The organism is Pedobacter sp. Leaf250, assembly GCF_920984735.1.
Taxonomy (GTDB): Bacteria; Bacteroidota; Bacteroidia; order Sphingobacteriales; family Sphingobacteriaceae; genus Pedobacter.
Window position 1 is genome coordinate 166675 of record NZ_CAKLBU010000003.1, and the last position, 24355, is coordinate 191029.

14 protein-coding genes are annotated in these 24355 nt (G+C 41.6%); 12 read left to right on the forward strand and 2 right to left on the reverse strand.

The window, feature by feature from the left end:
* The first annotated feature begins 7 nt into the window (after positions 1-7).
* On the forward strand, positions 8-1675 hold the full coding sequence (locus LUA91_RS03975; RefSeq protein WP_231424730.1) for a protein-disulfide reductase DsbD: 1668 nt from the start codon (positions 8-10) through the stop codon (positions 1673-1675).
* A gap of 1330 nt (positions 1676-3005) precedes the next feature.
* On the opposite strand, the gene LUA91_RS03980 is transcribed toward LUA91_RS03975, so the two are convergent.
* Positions 3006-5771 (reverse strand): substrate-binding domain-containing protein, encoded by a 2766-nt coding sequence (locus tag LUA91_RS03980; RefSeq protein ID WP_231424731.1) that lies wholly within the window; start codon positions 5769-5771, stop codon positions 3006-3008.
* A gap of 333 nt (positions 5772-6104) precedes the next feature.
* Between LUA91_RS03980 and LUA91_RS03985 the strand changes: the two genes are divergently transcribed.
* The 8 genes from LUA91_RS03985 to LUA91_RS04020 all read left to right on the forward strand — a co-directional run bounded on the left by LUA91_RS03985 (position 6105) and on the right by LUA91_RS04020 (position 20634).
* Entirely contained in the window at positions 6105-7430 is a 1326-nt protein-coding gene (locus LUA91_RS03985; protein WP_231424732.1) for a sugar porter family MFS transporter, read from the forward strand.
* 10 nt (positions 7431-7440) lie between these two features.
* The gene (locus tag LUA91_RS03990) at positions 7441-8343 is read left to right on the forward strand and encodes a carbohydrate kinase (protein ID WP_231424733.1); all 903 of its coding nucleotides are present in this window, start codon (positions 7441-7443) and stop codon (positions 8341-8343) included.
* A 44-nt stretch (positions 8344-8387) separates the two neighbouring features.
* On the forward strand, positions 8388-11414 hold the full coding sequence (locus LUA91_RS03995; RefSeq protein ID WP_231424734.1) for a TonB-dependent receptor: 3027 nt from the start codon (positions 8388-8390) through the stop codon (positions 11412-11414).
* A gap of 24 nt (positions 11415-11438) precedes the next feature.
* Entirely contained in the window at positions 11439-13181 is a 1743-nt protein-coding gene (locus tag LUA91_RS04000; RefSeq protein ID WP_231424735.1) for a RagB/SusD family nutrient uptake outer membrane protein, read from the forward strand.
* 149 nt (positions 13182-13330) lie between these two features.
* Complete coding sequence (locus LUA91_RS04005; RefSeq protein WP_231424736.1) at positions 13331-15487, forward strand: glycoside hydrolase family 32 protein; 2157 nt, start codon at positions 13331-13333, stop codon at positions 15485-15487.
* A gap of 38 nt (positions 15488-15525) precedes the next feature.
* Positions 15526-17010 (forward strand): glycoside hydrolase family 32 protein, encoded by a 1485-nt coding sequence (locus tag LUA91_RS04010; protein ID WP_231424737.1) that lies wholly within the window; start codon positions 15526-15528, stop codon positions 17008-17010.
* The gene (locus LUA91_RS04015) at positions 17001-19109 is read left to right on the forward strand and encodes a glycoside hydrolase family 172 protein (RefSeq protein ID WP_231424738.1); all 2109 of its coding nucleotides are present in this window, start codon (positions 17001-17003) and stop codon (positions 19107-19109) included. The genes LUA91_RS04010 and LUA91_RS04015 overlap by 10 nt, the downstream gene beginning before the upstream one ends.
* Position 19110: 1 nt before the next feature.
* The gene (locus tag LUA91_RS04020) at positions 19111-20634 is read left to right on the forward strand and encodes a glycoside hydrolase family 32 protein (protein ID WP_231424739.1); all 1524 of its coding nucleotides are present in this window, start codon (positions 19111-19113) and stop codon (positions 20632-20634) included.
* Positions 20635-20914: 280 nt separating this feature from the next.
* Here the strand turns inward: LUA91_RS04020 and LUA91_RS04025 are convergent, their stop codons facing one another.
* A complete protein-coding gene (locus LUA91_RS04025) occupies positions 20915-21685 on the reverse strand; it encodes a GDSL-type esterase/lipase family protein (RefSeq protein WP_231424740.1) in 771 nt (256 codons plus the stop codon).
* Positions 21686-21718: 33 nt separating this feature from the next.
* Between LUA91_RS04025 and LUA91_RS04030 the strand changes: the two genes are divergently transcribed.
* From LUA91_RS04030 to LUA91_RS04040, 3 genes are all read left to right on the forward strand, one after another.
* Positions 21719-22129 (forward strand): hypothetical protein, encoded by a 411-nt coding sequence (locus tag LUA91_RS04030; RefSeq protein ID WP_231424741.1) that lies wholly within the window; start codon positions 21719-21721, stop codon positions 22127-22129.
* 187 nt (positions 22130-22316) lie between these two features.
* Entirely contained in the window at positions 22317-22913 is a 597-nt protein-coding gene (locus LUA91_RS04035) for an RNA polymerase sigma factor (protein WP_231424742.1), read from the forward strand.
* 79 nt (positions 22914-22992) lie between these two features.
* Positions 22993-24210, forward strand: coding sequence for a FecR family protein (locus LUA91_RS04040; protein ID WP_231424743.1), 1218 nt, complete (start codon positions 22993-22995; stop codon positions 24208-24210).
* The last annotated feature ends 145 nt before the right edge of the window (positions 24211-24355 follow it).

The window sequence follows — 24355 nt, forward strand, 5'->3', positions numbered from 1 at the left end:
TGAAAAGATGTATAAATTTTTTAAGATAAACCTACTTGTCATCGTCTGTTTGCTATCGCTTACTGTTAGCCTCCATGCTCAGGATACAACATCCTTGGATGATCTTCAATTCACTGAAATCTCTGCCGATAGCTCGGGTTCAGCGGCGGCAACGGATACGGTCATTCAGTCACCTGCGCAGACGAAACGAACTTCTTCAATCCCTGTGCAAATTATCGAGCATGATCAAAGTGGCTTATGGACAATATTTGTAAGCGGACTTTTGGGCGGACTGGCAGCATTGCTGATGCCCTGCATCTTTCCAATGCTGCCGCTCACGGTGAGTTTTTTTACCAAAGGCGCAGAAAAAGGACAAGCTTTGAAAAAAGCCTTGCTATATGGTTTTTTCATCATTGCCATCTATGTCGTGCTTGGCCTTTTGATTACGATAATTTTTGGGGCAGATGCCCTAAACAATTTGTCGACCAACGGTTTATTTAATTTTATGTTCTTTTTGTTACTGTTAGCTTTTGCAGCGTCGTTTTTTGGTGCTTTTGAATTGACACTACCGTCATCATGGATAAATAAAATGGACACTAGGGCAGATAAAGGCGGTATAGCAGGTTTATTCTTTATGGCGGGAACACTCGCTTTGGTTTCCTTCTCCTGTACGGGCCCCATTATCGGGACCTTATTGGTGCAGGCTGCAACAACAGGAGCACTGCTTGGACCCGCTATCGGGATGCTTGGTTTTGCAATTGCACTGGCAATTCCTTTCTCCCTATTTGCCTTGTTTCCTTCTGCCATGAGCAAACTGCCAAAATCGGGCGGATGGCTTAACAGCGTGAAAGTCGTACTTGGTTTTTTGGAACTGGCTTTTGCGCTAAAGTTTCTAAGTAATGTAGATTTGGCTTATCACTGGGAATGGTTTGATCGCGAAGTTTTTCTCGCTCTTTGGATCATTATTTTTGCATTAATGGGCTTTTACCTATTGGGTAAGATAAGGTTTTCTCATGATAGCAAAACTGAATACATTTCCGTACCCAGACTTTTGATGGCTGTCATCGTACTTGCTTTTACGATTTATCTCATACCGGGGATGTGGGGTGCGCCACTGAAGTCAGTCTCTGCATTCCTCCCACCTCAGGAAACTCAGGATTTTGATTTGTATACCTCTTCACTTACTAGGAATTCCGCCACTGGTATCGTTACCGGAGATGATCAAAAACATAAATACGCGGATAAATTTAAGGCCCCCTTAAATTTAAATGCATTTTTTGATTATAAAGAGGGAATTGAGCAGGCAAAAAAGCTGAATAAACCTGTGTTAATAGATTTTACCGGGCATGCCTGTGTAAATTGCAGAAAAATGGAGGCAAATGTTTGGCCAGATAAGGAAATCTATAAACACATCAGTCAGGATTATGTGCTCATCCAACTTTATGTCGACGATAAATCAGAATTGTCAGAAAATGATATAGTGACCACCCCGGAAGGTAGAAAATTAAATACCATCGGTAAAAAATGGAGCGATTTGCAAACCAGGAAATTCAAGGCTAATTCTCAGCCCTTTTATGTTTTACTTGATCCGAATACGGAAGATTTGCTCTCTGCTCCGCAAGGCGCAGATTACGATGTATCCAATTATAAAACATTTCTGGAAGGCGGTTTGATTTCCTTTAAAAAAATGAGGTAATATATATGTTTCTTGAATGATTTAAATTTATGATGAAGTGGGTTTCAATATGGAGTGAAATCTAAATCTGCTGAATATCTTGTTCTTGCTGGAAATTCAAATATCTGATCGATAAAAATGCGTCTTTAAAAAGCTGGTGGTGACCAACAAAGGTTGATATAAATAGTAAGTAAATGTGTTTGAGAAATATTCAGGCTTTCTCTGGCAAAGTCCGATTTTATTTCTTATCAAGAATTCCAATCTAATATATTGAGAGCGGGATTATTGCCGAAGGAATACCATTCACAATTTAGGTTGGAAAAACTGGAGATTGTTACGATGATAAGTCATTCAAAACAGTTACATTTTATATATTTTCATTTGGGAAACTAAAGACATCGAGTTTACAAAAAGCTTTCCCAGAATTGCACTGCCCCCCGAAAGAAAAAAGTTATACACAACTTGGGGTTAAGTTTAATTGTTGAGCATTCTGATAGCCATTTTTTAATGGGCAAAAAAAATATAGAGATTTAGATGTAGTTAATGATAGAATCGGTCAAGGTGGATGCCTTGGCCTTTCTTTCTACACATTGCCCTACCGAAAAACTTGATTCCGTACAGCCACTTGAATTCACAACTGGTAAATCACAAACTGTTTACATTTCTTAAAGTAAGATGGCATCATGATCTCCAATATCCAGGTCAGATGGCGCGGTTTGAATATAGTCGATTTAGCCCTTATTAGCAAGAACTGTTGCATCAATAATGTCTCGAGTCTTACTGCAGTTGATTTTGTATCTCTTTGCGTATCTGTGATCACCTGTAGGTAATTTACATCCTGCTCTGCTATAATCCCTAGCCTGTCAGCAGCACCTTCAGCAATGACTTTCCTGAAAGCAAAGGCTTGCAGTTATTAAGGAAATAAAAGCAAAGCTCCGGATGTGCCTCAAATAACGGAACATCCGGTTTGAGAGTGATGAAGCTAATCGCTTGAGTTAATGCAATCATATCGCTCGAAGAAGTGATGTCAAAAGTTGATGCTTACGGTAATGCAGTGGCATCTTTATGATAAAGCGGCTTAGCATTTTCTCAGGTATCTTAGGGTAGCACATTAGTTAACCAAAGATTTTATCAAAAACCTTGACCCTTATTACTAAAAAATTGTGATGAGATCCGCTTGCTTAGTTCCAAAGTGATGTCAATACACATTGTTAAAGATTATATTTTGGTGAACCTGACATTAACTGATAGATTCAGAATCTATTGAATGTATCGCTTCACTAATCTTGGTGACATTTTTTACACCTACCGAAGTGATAGTGATGCTTTATTTCCATTCCAAAGTAATCTTTTATACCTGATTTTTCTTAAACTCACTCGGTCTCATTCCATACTTAGACTTAAAAACGGTTGAAAAATAATTTGGCGAGGAAAATCCTACCATATAAGTAATTTCTGAAATTGAATAACGGTCGTTTAATAGCAAATATTTCGCTTTTTTTAATCTCCTGTTCAAGATATAATCCGTCACACTGCAATCCAATAATGCTTTAACTTTGCGATAAAGTTGAACCCGGGATATGCCCAACTTCTTACTGATTTCATCAACGCTGAAGTTTTCATTGCTCAGGTTTTGCTCAACTATTCCGGAAAAATCATTGATAAATTTTTTATCAAGGGTTTTAGATACGGGTTGTTTGGTACTGGAACTGATGTCACTTGTATAATGCGATTTTAATAAAAAACGGTTTCTCAGCAGATTCTTAACAGTTGCCTCTAAGTGATCAAAGTTGAATGGCTTAATGATGTAGGCATCTGCCATTGATTCCATTCCATTGATCTGCTGCTCCAAACTTCCCTGGGCGGTAAGCAGAATGATCGGAATATGCGAGGTTCGCAGATCTGATTTGAGTCGTTCAGATAGCACCCTGCCGGAAAAGTCGGGCAGCACAACATCACAGATAATCAAATCAGGTACCTGTTCGTATGCCGAATTCAACCCGTTTTCTCCTGAGTTGGCAATATAAACCTCAAACTCTTTCGATAATTTATCACTCAGGTAATTGAGCATATCGAAATTGTCTTCAATAACCAATATCGTCTGGTCCTTTAAAACCATTAGATGGTCCTGGTTTTTTACAGAAGGCCCATCCTCTATATCCATTGTATAGATCCTGGCATTTTCATATAATTCTTCCTTTAGGATTGAATCATTCACAAGCTCTGCATCACTGAAATGTGCCGAGCCAAGCAATAGCTTAATGGTAAAAATCGTTCCCTGCCATTTCTTACTCTCAACCGATAAATCTCCATGATGTAACTTCATCAATTCCTTGGATAAAGAAAGACCCAGTCCGGAACCTTTTTGGGAATTCGATGATGCCTGATAAAAATGTTCAAATACGTGATCCGCTTCTTCTGTGCTCATGCCTTCTCCATTATCCCTCACCCTCACCCAAACCGCTTCTTCCCTGGTTTCAATGGTGATGTGTATGGTGCCATTAGCGGGTGTAAATTTGAGGGCATTGGAAAACAGATTGAATAGAACCTTATCCAGTTTGTTCACATCAAACCAGATATCGGCTATATTTCCTGAAGAAATTAATCGTAAATCAATGTTTTTCTTAGTTGCACTGTGTTTAAAGCTATCGACAATTTCCCGGATAAAAGCTATCAGATCATTTTTTGTGACCCTAACATCCATTTTTTCATGTTCGATCTTTCGGTAGTCGATGAGCTGGTTGATCATCCTCAGCAGACGATAGACATTTTTCTGAATTAGCCGAAGGTGTTGCCCTGCCAACGCATTCACTTTCTCGTCTTTTAAGAGATCCTCCAGTGGGGAGAGAATCAGCGTCAGCGGTGTACGGAACTCATGGGATATATTGGTAAAAAAATTCAATTTTGCCTCTGTTGCCCGCTCAGCCTTTTCCGACATCTCGATCAGCTGATTTCTTTGGTCGAGAATTTCATGGTTGTTTGCCTCCAGCCTTTTATTGATCTTTCGGTTTTCCAGCAGCGAGAAGAAGGCCAGCCCCCCAAAAACAACCGATAACACAAGTGTAACTACTGTAATATTCAGGATGAGCTGCTGGCTTTCGAACAACGATTGCTGCTCAGATAGCAGTTCCTGCTGGCGCTCGATATCTTTTTGCTGGCTACTGAAACGGTTCCACTGCAACATCATCAGCTTAACATTGGAAGAATCAATAACAAGGGACTGAAGTATATTCTCTTTTACGAATGATTCCTTGTTCAGTATTCTAAAAGCAGTTGATATCGCTTCTTTGCCTCCCGTTGGATAAAGTACACTGGCACTAATAACCTTGTCATCAATCATCTGAATCCCGCCGCCCTGACCGGGCAACCCGTCAATTCCTATGATTTTAATCTTTTTGCCCAATCCAAGCTGATCCAGGATTTCCTTTGCGCCCTGTGCCATCTGATCATTGTGCGCAAAAATCAACTTTGTTTCCCCTAAAACTTCCCTGATCTTTGAAAGCTGCTGCTTTGCATTACCTTTCAGCCAGTCTCCATAAATTTGATTGACAATCTTTAAACCTGTAAATTTACTGATGCCCTCAGCAAAGCCTCTTTGACGCTCTATTGCCGGCGAAGAGCCCGGCAAACCCATGATTTCTACAATATTTCCCGATCCGCCACTGATTACCCCCGCATATGACCCTGCCATCTTTCCAATCTGATAATTGTCGGCACCCACATAAGCAGTATAAGAACTGGACGATATTTTACGATCGATGACAACAACTGGTATCCCTTTGCTGTATGCTTGTTCAACTATCGGGGTAAGCGGTCTTGCCTCATTCGGAGAGATGATCAGGATATCAATGTTTTCATTGAGCAACTGCTTAACCTGCGAGGCCTGGACTTTGCTATCATTATTGGCATCCTTGTAAATAAGTTCTGCACCTTGATGGAGTGAAAGTTCCATTTTCATTTCCTCCAGCATAGTTTTACGCCAGAGGTCAGAGCCGACACACTGTGAGAAGCCAATGCGATATCCGCTTTCCTTTGTTTTATTAACGCAGGAACTAAGTGCAATCAGTAAAATGATCACAATTAAGAATCTCTTATATATGTGTAAATTTTTATGCATGGAAAAACAGTTAAAAATAATTTTCGACTGCGAATTTTTATATCTGGTTAAACTTTACGCTTTATTTTATTTAAAGATAACAAAAAGGTTAAAGCTTTAACAATTAGCTGCCAGGTGTTGCTGCCCGTTTAAATCTATTTATGTATCATAACCTGAACTTATGTGATACAGGTTTGTAAGTGTAGCGTTAATAGTGTTTGTTTTTTTATTTAAAATTCTGATAATCAGATTATTAAATGATGTTAAGATTTTGTTGTTTTTTGCGACAGATTTAGAATATCCGAACTGCATTTTTCTCCAATTTGCAATCCTTAACCAATAATAAACCTTTTTATGAAAAAACATTCAGTGCTGGCCTGGTCAATGGTCGTAGCTTTGGGAGGATTCCTTTTCGGATTTGATACCGCCGTAATTTCGGGAGCCGAAAAATCTATACAACAATATTGGAACCTTTCATCTTTTGCACACGGGCTCACCATTTCCATTGCTTTGATCGGTACGGTCATCGGCTCATTGGTAGGCTCACGTCCCTCAGATCTTTTCGGAAGAAAAAATACACTTTACTTTGTTGCCGCAGCCTATTTGCTTTCCTCTTTAGGAACAGCGCTTGCTGATAACTGGTATGTCTTTCTCATTTTCCGTCTCTTAGGAGGTCTGGGAGTTGGCATTTCTTCGGTGACAGCGCCCATATATATATCTGAGGTTTCGCCTGCTGACCGAAGAGGCAGATTGGTCGGCCTTTTTCAGTTCAACGTGGTACTGGGGATTTTGGTTTCCTATCTGTCTAACTACTTGCTCAGCCAAGGAGGAGAAACCTCGTGGAGATGGATGCTTGGCGTGCAGGCGTTTCCGTCAATTATTTTTTTAGTGCTGATCTACTTTATTCCGGAAAGCCCAAGATGGTTGATATTAAAAAAGGGAGCTACAGAAAAGGCGCTCGCCATTTTAAGGATTATAAATCCGCTGAATTGTGAGCAGGAACTGGCAGCAATTCAGAAATCGGGCACGGATATGGACAATAACAAATCCGGCGACAGCCTTTTTTCAGGAAAATACAACAGGCCTATTATTCTTGCAGTGCTTTTTGCATTCTTCAATCAGGTCTCAGGTATCAATGCGATTATCTATTATGCTCCAAGGATATTTGAAATGGCAGGATTGGGCGCTCATTCGTCATTACTTTCTACAGTGGGCATTGGGATGGTTAACTTCATCTTTACCCTTTTGGCCATCAATATTATAGATAAGGTCGGCAGAAGAACCCTCATGTTTATCGGCTCTTTTGGTCTTATTGCCTCCTTAGCCCTGGTTGGATTTACTTTTTTAGGCAAGGATTCCGGCGGCTTTGAAATCCCGCTATATGTGATGCTTTTCATCGGGTTTTTTGCATTTTCCCAGGGCGCTGTAATTTGGGTGTTCATTTCTGAAATTTTCCCCAATCAGGTGCGAGCCAAGGGTCAAACCCTGGGAAGTTCTACCCATTGGGTGATGGCAGCTATTATAGCCTTTTGTTTTCCATATTTAGCTGAGTCATTGGGCGGGGCAACGGTATTCTTTTTCTTTTGTGGTATGATGGTGCTTCAACTCTTATTTGTATGGAAAATCATGCCGGAGACTAAGGGTAAATCATTAGAACAGATTGGAACTATACTTCATTAAATAAATTACTATGACTGAAACTATAAACGCACCGGCTGTTTGTTTTGGCGAGATCCTTTGGGATGTCTTGCCTGACGGCCCGCAACCGGGCGGAGCGCCGTTAAACGTGGCTTATCATTTGAATAAGCTCGGGCTTTCCACCGGAATCATCAGTAAAATCGGCCAGGATGAAAACGGAAGGAAACTGGAATCATTACTGGATAAGTGGGGCATTTCCAAACAGCTCCTTCAGCATGATTCCCTTTATCCCACAAGTGAGGTTATTGCCAGAATAGGAGCCGGTAATGAGGTTAGCTATGAAATTGTTTTTCCCGTAGCCTGGGACTTTATAAATAAGCCGGATGAACTTTCGCCAACGGCGCTGTCGGAAAGCTACTTTGTCTACGGAAGCCTTTCCTCAAGAAATGAGCATTCCAAACAAACCTTATTTGAGTTATTGGAGCGAGGGTCAATTAATGTGTTTGACATCAACCTGAGACCACCTTTTTTTAACAAAACTTTGCTCAATGACTTACTGCTGAAAGCCGATATTGTGAAGTTCAATGAATCAGAACTGCACATGGCACAAATTCTTTTTGGCGGAAGCCATCGAAACCAGTCCGAACAGGTGAAATTCATACAGGACCGCTTTAACGTTCCGGAGGTAATTGTCACTAAGGGGGAATTCGGTGCAGCTTATTACAAGGGCGATCAATCCTATCATGCATGGGGATCAGAGGTTTCCGTAAGTGATACCATCGGAAGCGGCGATTCATTCCTTGCCGCTTTCATTGCCAACCATCAAAAAGGTGTGGCTCCCAAGGAAATCATTAAAAATGCAATCGGGATGGGTGCTTTCATTGCCACCCGCAAAGGTGGTTGCCCTGAATATGAACTCCAGGAATACATCGATTTTATAAAACAAATATTTTAAACTAATCCATATTACTAACCAAATTTTACTAACCAGAATTAATTATGAGAAAACTTTTCCTTTCCTGGCTTTTTGCCCTGATGGCAATGAGCTTAGCTTACGGGCAGAGCAGGGTAATCAGCGGAACGGTCACCGACAACGATTCCATGCCCTTGGAAGCGGTTACTGTTGTAGTTGTTGGTACACAGAAAACCACCACTACAGATGCAAAAGGTAATTTTAGAATAGAGGCCTCTAACGGACAGACCCTGCGCTTCATCTATATAGGCGCCGAGCCTAATTCCATTCTGCTCACCGCGGAATCCGCCAGCTTAAAAATCAAAATGGCCATTTCAGTTAATGATTTGAATACCGTAGTGGTTACAGGATACCAGAAAGAACGCAAGAAAGATCTCACAGGAGCTGTTTCAGTAGTGAATATGAAGGATATTGCCAGCATCCCGACCGGAAACATCATGACCTCCCTTCAAGGCAGGGTTGCCGGGTTATCGGTCGCCACTGATGGTACGCCGGGTGGGGTAAGTACAGGTGTAGGTATTAGGGGTATCACCACAATAAATAACAGTAGCCCCCTTTACGTTATCGATGGTGTTCAAACCAGGGACAATATCTCCACATTGCTCAATGCCAACGATGTAGAATCTGTGCAGGTATTAAAAGATGCTGCATCGGCATCAATTTACGGTACGCAGGCAGCAAACGGGGTGATTATCATTACTACAAAAAGAGCAAAAAGAGATCAGTTCAAAATAGATTTCGATGGACAGCTCACCACCCAATCCTTTCACACGGGAATAAAAATGCTCAATACTCAGCAATGGGGAGACACTTATTGGACTGCCTATAAAAATGATGGCATCGCACCAAGGCACGATCTTTATGGAAGCGGCACTGTTCCTGTGATACCGGAATTTATAGATTCCAGAAAAACCATCAGGTCTTCGGATACCGACTGGGCGAAAGAAGTTTACAACACTGCGGTATTACAAAACTATACGCTCACCGTTTCCAAGGGATCCCAGAACGGAAATTCTCTTTTCGCCGTTAACTATTTTGATCAGGATGGTCTGGTTAAATATACGAACTTCAAGCGTCTTAATGCTAGGCTAAACTCCGATTATAACTACCTGAACAATAGAATCCGGGTGGGCGAGAATCTAAATGTAAGCAGATGGACTGAAAAGCTAAAACCGGCCGGGATAGAGGAGCTTGTAATTGCGCAGCATCCCATTATTCCGGTGTATGATATTTTCGGGGGATATGCAGGCCCTACACAAGGAATCGGTGATAAACCCAATCCAGTAAGGCTGCTTGATCAGCAAAGGAATAACAGACAGGAGCAATGGCGCATTTTTGGAAATACATATATTGAGGTTGAACCGATAAAAAACCTGGTATTCAGGTCTAACTTCAGCCTGAATTATCGCAATGGCTTTGCATCGGTATTTGAACCGAAATGGAAAGAAGGAGATCGTTCAGTGGATAAAAACGCACTGACCACAACCTCGGATTATAACAGGGACTGGATATGGTCCAACACCGCAAATTATAGTCGGGTTATCGGAAAACATTCTTTAAATGCACTCATCGGTGCGGAATCAAAAGAGAACTACAATGAATCTGTTGGCGCAAGACGGGAGAATTTTTTAATCGAAGCAATTGATTACCGTTACATCAGTGCAGGCGATGGCGCTCAAACCAATAGCGGAATTGGATCCCGCAATGCAACCAGATCGCTATTCGCAAAGGTGAACTATGTTTACAGTGATCGCTACCTTTTCTCCGGAACGATCAGAAGGGATGCATCATCACGCTTCGGACAAAATAACAATGCCGGCTATTTTCCCGGTGTTTCCGGTGCATGGAGGATTTCACAGGAATCGTTCATGAAAGATATCAAGGCAATCAACGACCTTAAGTTCAGGGTAAGCTGGGGACAAAACGGAAACGATCTTCTGGACAATGAGGCAACCTATACAAAATACCAGACCAACTTAAATATGGCCGGTTACGATATCGCAGGCATCAATCAAGGCATCATTCCAAATGGTATCATCAAGAACAGGACTGGAAACCCCAATATCAAATGGGAAGTTACAACCCAGACCAACTTTGGCCTTGATCTGACTATGCTGGATAATCGTTTAAGCCTTTCTGCCGATTACTACATCAAAGATACCAAGGATATGCTTATTGATCGTCCCTACATTGCCATCATCGGCGAGGGTGGAAGTATTGCTTATAATGGAGCATCACTGAACAACAAAGGTTTTGAGGCGACTTTGAGCTGGCAGGATAAAGTGGGCAAGGATTTCAATTATAGTGTAACCTTCACCGGAACGGCCTATAAAAATAAGGTTACTGACGTACCTGCAGACATTTACTACACCTTTGGTGGCGGAAATGGAATAGATAAAACCATTGTAGGCCAACCGCTGGGTTCATGGCTGGGGCTTCAGACTAATGGCCTTTATAAAACTGCAGCTGATTTGAATGACGGAATCAATCAGCCTGGAAAAGGACTCGGTAGATTAAGATATGTGGACACCAACGGCGACAAGGTGATTAATGACCGTGATCGTGTTTGGCTGGGATCTGACCAGCCTAAATTTATCGGGGGATTGAATGTTGCATTAAGCTACAAGGCCTTTGACTTTGCTTTCTTCGTAAACGGGATGATCAGGGATGCCTATAACAACTCTAAATTTTATACGGATTTCTTTCAGCTTTGGACGGGAAACCATGGCACAAGACTTCTGGATGCCTGGAATCCAACAAGCAATTTTGATTCCGGCATTCCCTCGCTCACAGCAGTTAACCTTAATGATGAGGGCAGAACTTCGGATTATTTTATCGAAAACGGGTCGTATCTTAAACTCAAGAATATCCAGCTTGGCTATACCCTTCCAAGATCGATTGCAGACAAATTGAAATTAAGGAATTTTAGGGTATATCTTCAGGGGCAGGACCTCTTTACCATTACCGGTTACAATGGGGCGGATCCGGAAGGCCTGGGTTATCCTTACCCATTGCCAAGAACATTTACACTGGGACTAAATTTTGGATTTTAGCATACACCACTAATTTAACTGATCATGAAATTTATATATATAGTATTTGCAGGTATGATTTTATTCAGCTCTTGCAAGAAAGATTTTTTGGATACAAAACCACAGGGAAAACTAAGCGATGACCTTTTGAATACGCCCGACGGGATCGAGGCCTTATGCATATCTGCTTATTCGGCTCTTGCCGGACCTGAAGGTAGTGACGGTACCTTTCTCTCACCAACTACTAACTGGGTCTATGGCGATGTCAGGGCCGAAACAGCCTACAAAGGCGGCGGCGGTATTGGTGATATTGGTGAATTTAATGCCTTCGAAACCTTTCAGGGTGTATTTGCAACTAACGGTCTCCTTGACAGAAAATGGTTCAGTCTTTACCGTAGCGTTCAACGTGCCAATAGTGCCATTAAACGCCTGAATGCCGTAACGGAAGCACAGGTGCCCTTGAAAAATGTGCGTCTGGGTGAAATGCGTTTTCTTCGTGCCCATTACTTTTTTGAACTTACTCGTCTGTTCAACCATGTGCCATATTTCGATGAAAATGTAGAAATTGAAAATTATGTTAAGATATCCAATGTAGAGTTTACCAGGGATCAGCTGCTGGAGAAAATTGCAAAAGAGTTTGCTGATGCCGCTGCACTATTACCTGCTGCCCAGCCACAAAAAGGTCGTGCGACAAAATTTGCAGCCATAGCTTATCAGGCGAAGGTAAATCTGTACCGTGCTTACAAACAAAATCCTGATAACACTTTAGCCAGTATCGATCAAACCCTGCTCACAAATGTGATTGCGCAGTGCGATCAGGTGATTAGCGGAGGTGGATACGGCCTGCTTGCTGATTTTCAACAACTTTCAATGGCCGAGTTTGACAATGGTGCTGAATCTGTTTTTGCTGTGCAGTATTCAATCGGTGATGGAACAGATCAAGGCAGGATAAACTGGAGCAATCTGCTCAACGCTCCAAGGGGACCGGCTTACAGTGGAGATGGATTCTTCCAGCCCAGCCAAAACCTGGTGAACTCTTATAAAACCGATGCCAATGGATTAGCTATTCCTGATACTTACAACAATGCTAACCTGCTTACCCTGGCCGATGGTTTTGCTACTAATGTAGATCCAAGGCTTGACTTTACACTGGGAAGGCTTGGTGTAAGGTGGAAAAATTTTGCCACAGGCCCCTATGCTGCCGACTGGGTCCGGGAACCGGCAACCTATGGTAACTACTCCAACAAAAAAGCACTCGTATCCCCTGAATCCCCATTCATGGTAAAAGGCTTCCCTTGGGGCGGATCTGCCTTAAATTTTACCATCATAAGATATGCAGATGTACTACTATGGAAAGCTGAAGCGCTGATTGAACTTAACCGGCACGATGAGGCCCTGCCACTTATTAATCAAATCAGGGCAAGGGCCAGGAACAGCAAATACGTATTGGCTTGGAACAATACCAGTCCAACGGACTATGCTGCAAAATATAACATCAATACCTATCAACCTGGTATAAACTGTACCTGGAGCAACGATTATGCAAGAAAAGCGCTCCGCTTCGAACGAAAACTGGAACTAGCAATGGAAGGTGAACGCTTTTTTGATCTGGTAAGATGGGGAAGCGCAGACCAGGTTCTCAACACAGAATATTTCTCAAAAGAGAAAACCTTGAGAACCTATCTTCAAAATGCAAGGTTCGTAAAGGGAAGGGATGAATATTTCCCTATACCACAGCCACAGATTAATTTTTCTGCAGGATTATATAAGCAGAACCCAGGTTATTAGTGTCACAAATGCTAGGTAAGGTTGGCCGTTCAGCGATAGAACAACAGCCGTATGATAGGAGATGATCCCGTACGATAAAGGAGAAAAACCCAAGTGTGCTGTGCAGTGGAGTTTACAAAGCTGCACAGCCTTATTCAAAAATAATGATTATGGAGATTAAACTAAATCGAGTATCAAGGTTTTTTGCTGGCCTGATATTTATGCTTACCCTTTCAGTTGTCACCTATGCCCAGGAATGGAGTTTTGACGGGAAGAAGCCACTGGCTGCTGCTCAGGGCATGGGCACTCTCGAACTAAGAAGCGTAAAAGGGAAGTTGGAATTGAGCCCAGGGGTTTTAGGCATGGCAGTAAGAACAGATGGTTATAGTACCTCGCTAAAAGCAAACCTATCTAAACCATTTACAGGTATATCTGGTTGGTTTGCTTTAGAATCTTTTCCTACAGATACCGCTGCTTTCTTTGCTTTTAAAGATACAATTACTGGACTTTCTACCTCGGTTTGTGTAGACAGGTTCGGGGAAATTATTCTGGGTAAAGGAAATGCTCAGAAATTTTCGTATGCCTCTACAGGTCACTTTGTGGCTAAGTTTACCTGGCTTCAGATCATTTTACTTAGAAATCAAAACGAAAACGGACTTTGGGTAAATGGCATAGAAATTTTAAACAAAAAGCAAATGCCTGATTTTCCTAAAGGATCTTCAGAATTATTGTTAGGTACTGATTATAGGAAGAAGACACTTGGGAAAATGGATCTGTCTGCCATTAATGGATTGATAGACGAATTTAAGTTTTTGCGTGGTGATGATGACCTAAAAAAACTGATAAAAGAAGCTAACGCCTTAGGAAAAAAGAATCCTAAGCTTGCTATACCCAAAAGTCGATTTATTGATGATTTCAGTAGGCCAAAATATCATCTTCTCCCTGCTGCCAATTGGACAAATGAGACACATGGCCTCATTTACTACAAAGGTAAATACCATATCTTCAACCAAAAAAATGCTTCTAATCTTGCATTAAGCCAGATAAACTGGGGACATTTCAGTAGCACGGATTTGATTGACTGGACGGAACATAAGCCTGTTCTCAGCCCGGAAAAAGGCTACGACGAGAATGGGATTTGGTCAGGCCACGTGGTAATCGGTGACGCAGGAATTCCAATGATCAGCTATACCGCGGGTGGTAAGAAAATGGGAGTAGCATTGGCTTTTCCGAGGGATTCCAGTCTATCCGAGTGGATAAAATATGATAAAAATCCGGTGATCCCCGGCCAGCCTGAAGGTTTTTCCAGAACTGATCTTCGGGATACCTATATATTCAAAGAGGCGGACAGGTGGTACATGGTAGTGGGTTATGGAATCGAAAAGGCCGGACAAGACCGCGGGGCTTTGCTTCTTTATAGCTCTTCGGACCTTAAAAGTTGGAAATTCCTCCATACATTGTTTGAAGGCAACCCTGCTGTGGACAATTCCGGAATCTTTTGGGAAATGCCCGTATTTAGAAAAATCGGAGATAAATACCTCCTTTTGGTAAACAAGGTTCCACACAAGGGTATCCCGGCGAGGGCACTTTACTGGGTAGGTGAGTTTACTCATGAACGTTTTGTTCCAGATGACCTGTTGCCAAAAAATCTTGAGGTGATAAATCGCTTACTTTCTCCATCTGTTGCCCGAGACAAGGATGGCCTGCTAACTGCAATTGCCATTATACCGGATGAGGTGAGTGGTGATGCCGGTTATCAAAAAGGCTGGTCGCATCTTTACAGTATTCCACGAATCTGGAATTTATCTTCAGGTAGGCTTCACCAGTTGCCCCATCCGGCTTTGACCGCACTTAGAAACGGAGCGGGTAATCGTTTCGATGAGCAAATTTCTTCCGATCAGCCTAAAAAAGTCTATGCTGGTCAGCAATATGAATTGCTGGCAGAAATTACTGCAGACAAGGCAAATAAATTTGGTTTTATTCTCCACAGTAATCCTGACGGTTCTGAGTTTTCCAAAATTTATTACGATGCCGAATCAAAACAGATGGTGGTAGATCAAACCCGGTCCAGTAAGAAAAAAGGGATTCCACAAACCACTAAAAAGGATAACCTGAACCTTGATTTAAGTAAACCTGTAAAACTCCATCTTTTTGTAGATGGATCAGTTGTCGAGTTGTTTATTAACGATGAACATGCATTAACAACTAGAATATTTCCGCTCAGTAAGCAAAGTGATGTGGCAGAGGTGTTCTCCCAGGGTGGAAATATCAAAATAAAAGGAACAGTATGGAAACTGAACCCTGCAAAGATGGAAACTGATTTCTAAGAGGCTTTTGCAAAACTGCTGATTAAATGACTAACCAAATGAAAAAAATATTCAAAAATAAATCAATCCTGCTAATCACAATTTCGCTGTTTATCTCTGCTAAGGTCTGTGCTCAAAAAGATAGCTCAACACTTTATAAGGAACCCTACCGGTCGCAATTTCACTTCAGTCCAAAAAAAGGTTGGATCGGTGACCCCTGCGGATTTATTTATTATCAGAACAAATATCAAATGTTTTGGTGGGGAAAAGCCGTTTCAGATGATCTTGTTCATTATAAGGAAGTCTCACCCGATGTGATGACCGGAGATGATGGAGGAATCAGTTATTTTACCGGTTCTGCCCTCATCGATAAACGAAACTTGGCCGGGTTTGGTAAAAACAGCTACATCGCAGCCTACACAATGTTCAATAAGCAGACCAAAAGCCAGTCACAAGGGATTTCTTACAGTCGGGACGGGCAAACTTTCGAATACTATAAAGGAAATCCGGTTATAGACATAGGAAGTACTGAGTTTCGTGATCCTACTGTATTCTGGCACGCCCCAAGCAAGAAATGGATCATGGTTGTTGCAAAAGCGCTGGAGAAAAAAATCAAATTCTACGGGTCAAAGGATTTAAAGTCCTGGACATGGCTCAGCGATTTCGGTCCCGCGGGTGCTCAGGATAAAGCCTGGGAATGTCCGGATCTTTTCCAGCTTCGCGTAAACGGAAAAGATAGAGATAAGCGGTGGGTCATGGTCGTATCAATTGATTGGGCGCAGGAGCAATATTTCATTGGAGATTTTGACGGTAAAACCTTCACCTTAGGAAAAGAGCAGCCAAAGGAGCCACTGTACATGGACAAAGGACTTGACTTTTATGCCTCTCGTACTTTTCAGGATTACGATGGAACATTGAAAACCAAGACGACGCTAGGATGGGTAGCCACCTGGGATTACGCACAGACCGCCCCCTCGAACTATGGGAAAGGTTTTTGGTCTATTCCCAGAGATTTAGAGTTGAAAACGTTTCCTGAAGGTATTCGTCTTACGCAGACCCCGATGAAGGCGCTTCGTTCCCTGAGAGGCGATACCGTTAGTTCTTCCTATCAACTCGAAGCAGGGTCAGCTAAGTTGAAAGCTTTCCAACCGCAAGAGAATGTTTACGAACTCGACGCTGTTTTTGATACCAGTGTGCCCAACATTTTTGGATTCAACCTATGTGTGGGAGAAGGCCGTAAGGTAGCAGTGACCTATGATACTGAAACCACTCTTTTGAAAATCGACAGAACCAATTGTTCGAAAGAAAAAATTGACAAATTTGCCCGTGTCTCTTCCGCGAAGGTGCTCCCTAAAAACGGTGAACTACGTTTGCATTTTTTCGTGGATAAATCAAGTGTTGAACTTTTCACTGGTGAAGGAAAAGATGTATTTACCTTGCTTACCTATCCAGGTGATTCTCAAACCGGAATTGAAACTTTCGCCAAAAATGATGGAACAAAGCTATCCTTTAAAGCCTGGAAATTAAACTCAATATGGAAATAAGCAAAAAAAAGAATCTCATTACTAGATTTTGCATCTTGTGGCTTTGTTGTATCGGCCTTCAGCTTGTAGGATGTGCGGATAAGATTCCCGAGAAGACCGTTACAATGAGCAAACTGCTTGAGGAAATGGTGTCGGTCGAAGAGCAATCCAGGGTTCCCAAACCCTTTTATATCGCAAAACAGGTAAGCAGCCATGACCGTTCCTCTACTAAGCCTGATTCTGCGAACTGGTTCGCTAACGCAGACGGATTCGGAAACGAGGGCGTAGATACCATTTCGGGGCACATAGAAAAAATACTTTTTAATGAACAAGGACCAGGCGTAATTACCCGTATTTGGCTGACCACCCTGGATAAGAGAGGGGTAATTCGTTTCTATTTCGATGGACAAAAGAAGGCTGGCTGGACGATCCCTTCCTATGATCTGATGAAGTTTGGCGGCATAGAAATCGGCAAGGGTCTGCTTATCCCGCACACCAGTTATACTCCGGAAGGAAAGGGTGGGAGCACGCTGTTTATGCCCATCCCTTACTCCAAAAGCTGTAAGATCACTTTTGAGGATTCCAAAGACGTTGCGGTAACCCCAAAATACTATCAGATAAATTATAGAGCATATAAAAAAGGCACTACTGTAGAAACCTTTTCGGCTGCGGGGTTAAAACGAGCAAAGCAGAAAATCAAAGAGGTAAATGAAATACTGTTGCATCCGCCCGCATCTAAAGGTAAGGTGTATGAGACTAGTGATAATTTATTGCCGGGGGATTCCCTGGTGTTGGATTTGCCTGCGGGCCAGTATGGTATTTATGATCTGGATTTGAACATCAGTCAAATGCAAAGGTCTGCGTATGCCCAGGTGATGAAAAAAATAATCTTTTCCGCTGATTTCGATCACCAGCAAACCATATGGGTGCCGTTGAGTGACTTTTCGGGAGGGGGGACTGGAAGCCCTCGCGTCAGAAGCTGGTATCTTAACGCTGATGGACAAGGAAAGGTCAATAGCCGCTGGTTGATGCCCTACCGGAAGCTCGGTAAATTTGTGTTGAAAAATGTTTCAGAGGAAAAAGTTTCGGCCACCATATCCGCGAAGATATTGCCGCTGGCCTGGGACGAAAGATCGCTTTATTTTCACACTTCCTGGAAGGCAGAAAGGGGAATTTATTTACACGACAAGCCTGAAGAGTATAAGAAGGTCCGTGAGTGGAATTTTGCCTCGCTTTCAGGATTTGGCATTTATAAAGGAGATGTTTTGACCATTTTTAATCATTCACCCGCCTGGTATGGAGAGGGAGATGAAAAGATTTGGGTGGACAATGAGCAGTTTCCATCACACTTTGGAACTGGCACCGAAGATTATTACAACAGTTCATGGGCACCTGTTGTTCCATTTCAAACGCCTTTTGGAGGCGCTCCCAGGGCTGATCAGGAAAGTTCTCATGGTTATAATACTTTTTTTCGCACCAGAAACCTGGACGGAATCGCCTTCACTAAAGGCCTGAAATTCGATCTGGAAATGCTAAGTTGGGTAAAGGGGAAAATGGATTGTGCATCTACCGTTTATTGGTATGGGGGAAAATCAGCACATGCCTTATCTAGTGGGAGTGTAACTGACATCATGTGGCCATTGATCCCAGTTCCTGAGGACTTAGGTAAATTCAAAGAACCTGGATCGATAGAATTTGAGCGACTTAGTGCTGAAAAAAAGGACAACGCCATACAAATAGATAAACAGCAAATGTATGGCTTCATTGGAGGCAGGTGGAGTGAAGCCTCACAAATGACTGCTAGAGGAGGAAAACCTGGGGATGGTTTAACTTTTCGGTTTAATGACTTGAAAACAGGTAATTATAAGATGGTTTTGTATTGTACAAAGGCGAGTGATTATGGCATCATTTCATTTAAAGTAAACGGAAAGCAGGTTGCGGTTTCTTTTGATGGATATCAGGATAAGGTTTCAAGGGCTGCGGTATCCTTAGGAACTTTTGCGAGTGAAAAGGGGCAGATTGCTCTTGAAGTTTTTATTAAAGGAGCTAATAAAAAAATGTCAGGAAAACAATATATGTTCGGGTTGGATTGTATTCAGCTTGTTAAAACGGGTAATTAATATGAAAAATAAATTTATAACTGCAGTCATTTGCAGCGCAGTTGCACTCATTGGCCTAAACCAATCTGTCGCAATAGCGCAGAGGAACATTAATCAAGAAGTGGAAAAATACAGACCCGCTTTTCACTTTACGCCAAAAGCACATTGGATGAATGATCCCAATGGGATGGTTTATTATAATGGTACCTATCATCTTTTTTTTCAGTACCATCCCGGAGGAACTACATGGGGGCCGATGCACTGGGGGCATGCGGTGAGTAACGACCTTTTTAACTGGCTGGAAAAACCCATCGCGTTATATCCCGATAGTTTAGGTGCGATTTTCTCCGGTAGCGCAGTAATCGACAAGGACAATACGGCTGGTTTTGGGAAAAATGCCATGGTTGCTATCTTTACCCATCACAACCAGAAGATTGAGAACGCTAAGACCGGGCTACATCAATATCAGAGTATCGCGTATAGTAATGATGAGGGCAATACATGGACTAAATACAAGGGAAATCCGGTATTGCCAAATCCTGGGATCACTGATTTTAGGGATCCAAAAGTCATGTGGTTTGAACAAGGCAAAAAATGGATCATGACCCTGGCAACAAAGGACAGAATCACCTTCTACTCATCGCCAAACCTGAAGCAGTGGACAAAAGAAAGCGATTTTGGTGCCACGCAAGGTGCGCACGGGGGTGTATGGGAGTGCCCTGACCTTTTCACCCTTACAGTCAACGGAAAGAAAGTTTGGGTTCTGCTTGTCAGCATCAACCCAGGCGGGCCAAATGGCGGGTCTGCAACCCAGTATTTTACGGGGAGTTTCAATGGGCATGAGTTTGTAGCCGATTCTAAGGAAGAAAAGTGGATTGACTATGGTACTGATAATTATGCAGGGGTTACCTGGTCTAACACAGGGGATAGAAGAATTTTTCTTGGATGGATGAATAACTGGTTATATGCCAATCAGGTACCTACAGTGGCTTGGAGAGGGGCAACCACAGTACCAAGGGAACTAAGCCTTTCTGAGCAAAATGGTCGCTTGTTAATCAGTAGCTTACCTGTTAAGGAGCTCTCTGCCTTTTTGGAAAAACCCTCAATGCTTTCACTTGGAAAAGGTTCAACTCAAAATAGAAAAACTGCTAAAATCCCTTCTGGAAAGCCCTTTGAGCTGACGTTGGAAACCAAGGATTTATCATCATTCTCTATCAGTCTCCTTAGTAGTGGCTCTGACAAAGTTATTTTTGGATACGATAAAGTACATAACAGGTTCTTCATCGACAGGCGGAATGCCGGTGATACCAGCTTCAACAAAGAATTTTCCGCAGTGCATTACGGCCCTCGAATCAGTAAGTCCAGCTCCATTTCAATGAAAGTTCTGATTGATGCGGCCTCAATTGAGGTGTTTGCAGACAATGGAACTTGTGTGATGACCGATATATTTTTTCCGAAAAAGCCAATCAATTCACTTGAAGTTTTAACGAATAAGGGTTCAGGCTTGAAAACGCTAAAATATCTACCTTTAAAACGGATAAACTAAACTTGTTTTACCGTTTTTTAGTGAGTTCCAATTTGCTTGCAAGGGCAGACTGTGGTAGGCATAAAGTCTGCCCTTGCATTATGCGAACTTTTAGGCAGCGTTGCTATTGGATTTTCGGGAGGTAATCTTGATCCACTGCGAAGCTAATAGTGGTCTTCTTTAGCCCTTGATTTAATTAGACCCAGTGCACCAAATTATAGTTATCTCCAACAATACTAGTAAAGAAGATTTTATGATTTTTTTTGGCGAAGTGGAGTGAATCAATTGCTGGTTATCCAGACTAATCACTATTCATCTGAAATGCCTTAATTATTGGTTTTTCGAAATCAATCCACTTCTGATAACCCTTGTCGTTCAAATGCACGCCGTCTTTTGTCAATTCCAGTATTAATTCACCGTTTGAATCGACAAACTGACTATAGAAATCAATGACCTCATAAAATCCCTTAACCTCATTTTTTTTGATCATTTTATTTACCGAAAGAATATCCTTTTGCAGGTATGTTCTTCTGGTGGGTAAAAGCGTACGTACATAAATTTTCGTATTTGGCGATCTATGATGAATTATTTTGGAGATTTTCAATATGTTCTTACCTACATATTCAGGTGATGGAACAATTTTGTCATATTTTAGATCAGGATTATCCTCTTGGTGACGGAGGCTAAAAAGATCATTAATTCCAATTAGTATAAATACAGCTCTTGGTTTAAAGTAGGTGATTTCTCTTAAACGTTTCATTACCCCATCAGTAACATCTCCGGCAATCCCCCTGTTGCGGATATGTTCTATACCGAATTTTCTGCTCCAATCCAACCCTCCTTCAGTAATACTATTGCCAATAAATACAGTTTCTCCAAGATTTAAGGGCTCTTTTTTAAACTCTTGGATGCGTTTGTTATAATGTTTTTGTGCCCAGTTGTTGTGGTAACGAGATGTAATTTTTTTTGTTGGAAATAGTCCTGCCAGTTCTTTGGTTGAATGCAGAGATGATTGTCCAAAAGAGTTAATACTTAATACAATCAAAAAGAAAGCAGTTATTATTTTTTTCATCGTTCTCAATTTAATAAATTATTTAACGGCTGAGTGGAAAATCAAATGTATTTGACCCCGCATTGCCAAATTCATAATAGCAAGGTAGATAATTATTTAACACAAATTTTAGTTCCGGCGATATGGGGTCAACAGTCTGTGGTTTATCCACTCAAAGATATTGGTAATACGTTGGTGGCATTGGTGGCTTCACAATATCTAGCACAGGCAAAACTCACTAATGAATTATCGAGATTTGAGGCGATTACCAAATCGTTTAAATTGCTGTTGGAACAGAATCTCACCACCGTGAAAAGTTCAAGTGAATACGCTAAAAAACTTAATATTTCTTCAATGTATTTAAACGAATGTGTTAAGAATGCAATGGGTGCCGCTCTCATGTCCTGTGATTGCTTTTGCAATCTGGGATTTCGTAAACTTGATTCTTTTCATATTACCAATTAAAATTAATAACATCGCTTCGCTCGGTCTAGAGTTCTGATTTTAACTGGTCTGAATTTTTGGAAGTGCAAAAAGGACAAAGAGGGCAAACCAATTTATCATCAGGCTTGAGTGAATTAATGATTGGATGGAGCGGGTGGCCGCGTTTTTGGTTAAAGCATTCAAATTAATCCTGTATATTTGATTATTCATGCACATCCATACCAAGCCCGTCATTGATGAATATAAATTGTTGCGTCAGGTAGCACAGGGAAGTCAACATGCCTTCAAGCTTCTTTATGAACTGCATAAAAAAAAAGTTTTCAATAAGGCTTTTTATATATTAAAGTCTGAAGTATTGGCAGAAGAGGTACTTCAGGAGGTGATGCTAAAGTTTTGGCAAAATGCCGGAAGCATGAGGCCGGATAGTAACATATCGGCTTATCTCCTCATCTTGGCCCAAAACCAGAGTTTTCAGATACTGAGACGGAAAGTGCTTGAAGCCAGAACTGAAGTGGCAATGGGAGAGGCGTGGACGGAGAAACATAATGAAACGGAGGAAGAGATTCTTTTGGCAGATACCAGAAAAATACTCACTGAAGGGATAGCACTTTTGCCTGCTCAACAGAAAATGGTATACGAGCTCTGCCATATACAAGGCCTTAAGTATGAACAGGCTGCGCAACAGATGAATTTAAGTGTAGAAACCGTACGAAGCTATATGAAATTGGCACTCCGGTTTCTTAGGGCATATCTTAAAACCCATACCGATATTGTTGCATTATTGGTGATCTTCAGATTAATCTGATTTTTTTTCATTTTCCATACCCCCTAAAAGCGTTCTCATGGATTATATATAAAAAGGGCAGTCTGCGCCCACTGAAATTATGCCAGAGCAAGAAGACTTAAAATTAATTAATTTATATAGGAAATTTTTTTCCAACACAGCTACTCTGGCAGAGCTGGAGGAATTCAGCAATCTCCTGGATAAGGACCTGACTCAAGAAAAACTTTTTAGATTGCTCGATACGGATTTCAAGTTAAGTGAATCACAACTTATCGAAGTTGATGAGTTTCGTTCGCAGCAGATCTTTAAAAATATTATTGAACAGCCTCAGGGTCGTCAGACTATCATAAAGGTTTTCCCCCGTATAGCCATTGCAGCTTCATTCATCGGCGCTTTATTAATCGTATCCCTATATCTGGTGTTTAATTATTTTACAGAGAAGGAAACTATCACCACCTCAATTGCTTCAAAAAACGATATCCCTCCTGGGAAAACCGGCGCTACGTTAATACTGGCAAATGGAAAGGTCATTAATCTTTCCGAAATGCAAATTGGAAAGATCGCAACTGAATCAGGAGTAAGGATATCGAAGAGTCGATCTGGGGAAATTACCTATATCATGGATAATGAGCAGGTTTCAAACGGAGAAGGTTTCAATACGCTAAAAACAGCAAATGCCCAGACTTTTCGTGTTAAACTACCGGATGGTTCCACAGCATGGCTGAATGCAGCCTCATCGATAAAATTCAGCTCCTCTTTCAAAAACCTGAAGAGTAGAACAGTTCAACTGGTTGGAGAGGCTTACTTCGAAGTAGCAAAGGATGAAAATCATCCATTTATTGTAAAATCCGCTAATCAAGAGGTTCAGGTTTTAGGAACACACTTTAATGTGAAAGCCTATAGTAATGATCCAAGGGCAATCACTACGCTGGCAGAGGGGAGGGTTAAAATCTCTTACATGGCTTCTACCTGGAACGCAAAATCAAAAATAGCCTATAAAGATGAGGTTGTTCTCGCTCCCGGGCAACAATCCGTCTTAAGCGAAGAGAAACTTAATATCAGCAGTGTTGACACCGATGTGCCACTAGCCTGGAAAAATGGGGATTTCATCTTCAATGGGATTACTATTGAGGAGATCATGCGTGATGTATCTCGCTGGTATAATATCGAGGTTATCTATCCCGGAGAGATTCCCAAAGGCAATTTCTCTGGCAATGTTTCAAGAACAAAAAATATAAGCCAGATACTTAAGGCTTTGGAAACTACTAAATTAGTTCACTTTAAAATTGAAGGGAGGAGGGTGTACGTAACGAATTAACTCAGTAAATAAGCCAGATCCCCGAACCAGGGACCTGGAATAGTTTGGCATTCGCCGACAAACAAAGCTATCAACTAAACCTACAGTATGCCTTTCCCGTGGAAAGTAGAGGTACACTGACAAACCAAACTAAAGCTAATGTATA

Excerpts from the sequence above, each read along its gene's own strand:
- LUA91_RS03975 (WP_231424730.1), top strand. The coding sequence starts at position 8 with ATGTATAAATTTTTTAAGATAAACCTACTTGTCATCGTCTGTTTGCTA.
- LUA91_RS03980 (WP_231424731.1), bottom strand. The coding sequence starts at position 5,771 with ATGCATAAAAATTTACACATATATAAGAGATTCTTAATTGTGATCATT.
- LUA91_RS03985 (WP_231424732.1), top strand. The coding sequence starts at position 6,105 with ATGAAAAAACATTCAGTGCTGGCCTGGTCAATGGTCGTAGCTTTGGGA.
- LUA91_RS03990 (WP_231424733.1), top strand. The coding sequence starts at position 7,441 with ATGACTGAAACTATAAACGCACCGGCTGTTTGTTTTGGCGAGATCCTT.
- LUA91_RS03995 (WP_231424734.1), top strand. The coding sequence starts at position 8,388 with ATGAGAAAACTTTTCCTTTCCTGGCTTTTTGCCCTGATGGCAATGAGC.
- LUA91_RS04000 (WP_231424735.1), top strand. The coding sequence starts at position 11,439 with ATGAAATTTATATATATAGTATTTGCAGGTATGATTTTATTCAGCTCT.
- LUA91_RS04005 (WP_231424736.1), top strand. The coding sequence starts at position 13,331 with ATGGAGATTAAACTAAATCGAGTATCAAGGTTTTTTGCTGGCCTGATA.
- LUA91_RS04010 (WP_231424737.1), top strand. The coding sequence starts at position 15,526 with ATGAAAAAAATATTCAAAAATAAATCAATCCTGCTAATCACAATTTCG.
- LUA91_RS04015 (WP_231424738.1), top strand. The coding sequence starts at position 17,001 with ATGGAAATAAGCAAAAAAAAGAATCTCATTACTAGATTTTGCATCTTG.
- LUA91_RS04020 (WP_231424739.1), top strand. The coding sequence starts at position 19,111 with ATGAAAAATAAATTTATAACTGCAGTCATTTGCAGCGCAGTTGCACTC.
- LUA91_RS04025 (WP_231424740.1), bottom strand. The coding sequence starts at position 21,685 with ATGAAAAAAATAATAACTGCTTTCTTTTTGATTGTATTAAGTATTAAC.
- LUA91_RS04035 (WP_231424742.1), top strand. The coding sequence starts at position 22,317 with ATGCACATCCATACCAAGCCCGTCATTGATGAATATAAATTGTTGCGT.
- LUA91_RS04040 (WP_231424743.1), top strand. The coding sequence starts at position 22,993 with ATGCCAGAGCAAGAAGACTTAAAATTAATTAATTTATATAGGAAATTT.